Origin of the sequence: Psychrobacter sp. AOP31-B2-9, assembly GCF_052378005.1 — a bacterium.
Classification (GTDB): Bacteria; Pseudomonadota; Gammaproteobacteria; order Pseudomonadales; family Moraxellaceae; genus Psychrobacter.
This window is the reverse complement of sequence record NZ_JBQSXG010000197.1, coordinates 1-4317: the sequence shown is the minus strand read 5'-3', so window position 1 is coordinate 4317 and position 4317 is coordinate 1. Positions and strand designations below refer to the sequence as shown.

Below are 4317 nucleotides of genomic sequence, written 5' to 3'. Positions count from 1 at the left end.
TATGACCCGGAGTCGACGGCTATGTAACATCCTGTAAGCTGGTTGTCGTCATAGAGTACGTTGAATAACAAAGCACGACTGAAACCATTTTTAGCAACGCATAGCCGACCTGATACATCTAGCAAAACCTTATATATACAGCAGTATATGCTCATCATAGCAAATAATACTTTTGGTTTGCTATATTAAAACATAAATGAATAAATTAGGGTGGTATGTAGGGTCTGTTAAATGTTCCAGTACTAGGTTTACTACTGACCGTATTTTCTAACTACCTATCCTCAATTATTGACGTCACAACCTGACTGTATTTTCAGTACATTATTTATTGTCGCCTATTATTTTAGCTCAGTTCACATAGGATAAGCGCATGCCATCTCAAAAAGACCCTTCCTCCCATTCAAAAAATGGTGCTCAAGAGCCACCAGAACAAAATGCACTAGAAGCTGCAGGTATTGATTCAGCTGCCATAAGTTATTCAAAAAATCCAGACTTTAACAATGGTCGTTGGTTCCCGACATGGCGACCGTATCAGGGTAACTTGGATCGTGATCCAGTCGGTATTAATGAATATCTACCACCATCAAAAAGTGTCTTATTAGGTGTGCAGCATACTTTTGCGATGTTTGGTGCGACGGTGCTGGCACCATTATTAATGGGATTTGATCCTAATTTAGCTATTTTGATGTCAGGTATTTGTACGGTGATGTTCTTTATGATCACTGGTGGGCGCATGCCAAGTTATTTGGGTTCAAGCTTCGCTTTTATCGGTCCAGTCATCGCTGTGACAGCCTATGCAGGTGCAGGGTTCAATGGTAATCTAAATGTCGCTTTGGGCGGTATCATGGCTTGCGGTATTATTTATGCCTTGATTGGACTATTGGTGATGAAGACGGGCACTGGCTGGATTGAGCGCTTGATGCCACCTATCGTGACCGGTGCCATCGTGATGATCATTGGTCTTAATTTAGCACCGGTGACTATTCAGGGTGTGTCGGCCAATCAGTTTGATGCATGGATGGCCACATTGACGGTGTTGCTCATCAGTGTTGTAGCCGTGTTTACTGGCGGCATGTTACGTCGCCTATTGTTATTGGTCGGTTTGATTTTATCGTATGCTGCTTATTTTGTGATGACCAATGTTTTAGGCTTTGGAGCACCGATTGATTTTACGAGCGTGGCCGCGGCTTCATGGTTCGGTCTACCAACGATTCATACGCCTAGTTTTGATAAAAATGCTATTATTATGATTGCACCAGTGGCCTTTATTTTAGTGGCTGAAAACTTAGGGCACTTTAAAGCGGTCGAGGGCATGACCAACGCTCGCGTCACACCTTATATGGGTCGCGCTTTTCTCGCTGATGGCTTAGCAACGACTTTTTCGGCAGGGTTTGGTGGTACAGGCGTGACTACGTATGCTGAAAATATCGGTGTAATGGCGGTGACCAAGGTCTATAGCACGACGATATTTGTGGTGGCAGGTGTGGTTGCGGTTGTTCTTGGACTGTCTCCAAAGTTTGGCGCCATCATTCAGACCATCCCAGCGGCATTATTAGGCGGCGCATCTATCGTTGTATTTGGTTTGATTGCGCTGGCAGGTGTGAAAATCTGGATAGACAATCATATTGATTTTAGCAAAAACAGTAATCTAATCATTGCAGCTGTCGTTGTTATCATGGGTACCGGCAACTTTAGCTTGCATTTAGGTGGTTTTGATTTGGGTGGTATCGGTACTGCTACGCTAGCTGCCATCGTATTGAATATCCTATTCAATCAAGCGTCTGAAGTAAAAGCGGCTAAGAAATTATTAGCCAAATAATAGCTTGAGTGTTATAGCCTTTATGAACTATATAAACTGAATTGATGATGTTAAAAAAGCCCTCATTCTATCTCTAGAACGGGGGATTTTTTTGAACGAGACCATCAAATTTATTTATATTTACGCTGTTATTTATATTTACGTTTATAAAAGCGTGCAAAAAACCGATATCGACGCAGCGCTCGTGGCTTAGGTTTTAATGAGCCTAGATATATCGCAAGCATGGTTAACAGTGCACCACTCCATTGTAAGCCATTAATCGGTTTGTCCAGCCAGCTATAATCAATGACCAATGCAGCAACTGGTTCAGTTAATAGTAATAACCCAGTCAATGCTAGAGACAGCTTGGGAATAGAGTAGGCGATGAGTCCCCATGCCAAGCACTGCATCACGGTACCGTAGATAAGCACCCAACCAATCTCAGACCATGTGTTCGGTAAGATATGCCCCATATCAAATACTAGCATCGGAATAATCATGGCAAAGACACCACCGATACTAATTAGCTGCATCAACACAAATATCGGTGTTGGTTCTGTATCATGCGTTTTACGAATGAAGGTCATTGATGCAGCCAGCATCGCACCCGAGACGATACCTGTGATGAACCCCCACGTTGCTGCTGTATTATGAGCAAACTCAGGACTGCCAATCATTGCCACGCCTAGCATCGCTAAAAACAGACTAATGAGCTGTACTATCGATTGGCGTTCATTAAAATATAAAAAACCAATCGCTGCCAAAAAGAAAATCTGTAAGCTGTTCAGTAATGTTGAGATACCAGGACCAACGGCATAAATACTCTCATGCCACAATGCCAAATCCAGCCCTAAAAATGCACCTGACAATAGACTATAAAAGATAGCCCGCCTTGAACGAGGCAAGCGTTGCCCCATCATTTTTGCTAAGACAGCAAAGACGATACCAGAAATGGCCAGTCGCCAAAACGACATCGCCCAACCACCGATATCGACATGAGCAACAATCAAACTTCCTAGACCAAATATAATACAACCAATGACTAAGCCGATAGGGGCAGAGCGTGAAGCAGCAAGTGCCATAAACAATCCTTATTTCTGTATTAATATACCCTGCTAACCTCTATATCAGTATCAATGCCTATGTTAAAAACGATAGTAAGTTAGGCTGCACTGTCGAGGTTTTAAGCTTAAAAATAACCAGTTACATTAAGCGGTGGTGACGGCGTATATTTATTGCCCTAGTGGTTTATAATGTTCAACACGCCCTAACGTCTACACCAAAAACATCCATACTCTTAGCTTAGGTTTATTTATGTTGCAACACTCATTATCAAAACCACAACGATGCTTGATGTTCAATTTACCACGAATAATTCTGCGCTATGGTTTTGCCTTGGGCGTTGTCTGTAGCGTCTTGTTTACAGCGTCAACAGCACAAGCTGCTAGCTGCAAACTACCCAAAAGCTATTACAAAAACGTCTCTTGCACATCAAATAGCAGTTATTTTTTGGCCATCAAAGACTTTGGTGCGCCTGTTGCTTTAATCAATAAAAAAGGTAAAGCGGTTGTTGATTTATCACGTTATCACGAGATTAAAGCGGATAAAATTGCGGGTGGCCTAATTCCCGTCCAACGGGGTAAAAAGGTTGGCTATATTAATATGCAAGGTCGTGAAGTTGTGCCGGTCATTTATGACTTATTAGGCGAGTCATCAGGCTGGGCGCGTGCGGTATCAGAAGGTCGTATCATCGTAAAAAAATCTGGCAAGTACGGTGTCATTAATACAGCCAATAAAACCATTGTGCCGTTTTCGGCAGCATTCAGTGATATCGATGACTATCGAGGCGGCGTGGCGCGCGTCAATAAAAACCGTGCAATCAGCTGGCTAGATAAAAATGGCAAAGCCACTAGTGACCCTAATAGTAGCAATAGTAACATCGGCGATAAGTCGGGCCCAGTATCAGAGTCAAGCGCAGTACAATCAAGCCAAGCACCTGTCACTCGTTTTACCACTTTACAACCACGTAAGCAAGATGGTAAGTGGGGGTTTGTCGATGACAATGGCGTGATTATGATTACTTATTCATTTGATGAAGTACAGTCTTTTTCTGAAGGGTTGGCTGGTGTTCGAATTGGTAAAGATTGGGGTTTTGTTAATCTTGGTGGTGAGCTGGTGATCCCGTTTCGTTTTTCTGACAGCGGCGTGTCGGTTAATGACAAGTACAAAGGTAAGCCTGCGTTTGTATTTACGGATGGCAAGGCGTGGATTGGTAACCTAAAAAATGGCACTAAAATGTGTATTGATAAAGAAGGTGCTAGTGTCGCTTGTGATGAGGGCTAGTATGACTAGAAAACTACTAAACCGCTATTTTGGTATCAGCCGTTTATAATAAAAAGGCTATGATAGAAAAAGAGTGTAAGACCTGTTATCCATCGATAGGCTTACACTCTTTTTCTGTTATGGCTTGTTTAACGTTTTTTAAGTTATTGGCGCTGAGCGTTATGATCCATTAATTT

3 protein-coding genes are annotated in these 4317 nt (G+C 42.4%); 2 read left to right on the top strand and 1 reads right to left on the bottom strand.

Annotated features, from left to right (window positions below):
- Positions 1–370: 370 nt before the first annotated feature.
- Positions 371–1819: a solute carrier family 23 protein gene (locus ACT3SX_RS14150; RefSeq protein ID WP_192520575.1), complete on the top strand. Its 1449-nt coding sequence runs from the start codon at positions 371–373 to the stop codon at positions 1817–1819.
- A 128-nt stretch (positions 1820–1947) separates the two neighbouring features.
- On the opposite strand, the gene ACT3SX_RS14145 is transcribed toward ACT3SX_RS14150, so the two are convergent.
- Positions 1948–2880: a DMT family transporter gene (locus ACT3SX_RS14145; protein WP_192992252.1), complete on the bottom strand. Its 933-nt coding sequence runs from the start codon at positions 2878–2880 to the stop codon at positions 1948–1950.
- 271 nt (positions 2881–3151) lie between these two features.
- Here ACT3SX_RS14145 and ACT3SX_RS14140 point away from each other — a divergent pair, with 271 nt between their 5' ends.
- Complete coding sequence (locus ACT3SX_RS14140) at positions 3152–4141, top strand: WG repeat-containing protein (protein WP_226945117.1); 990 nt, start codon at positions 3152–3154, stop codon at positions 4139–4141.
- Positions 4142–4317: the final 176 nt, after the last annotated feature.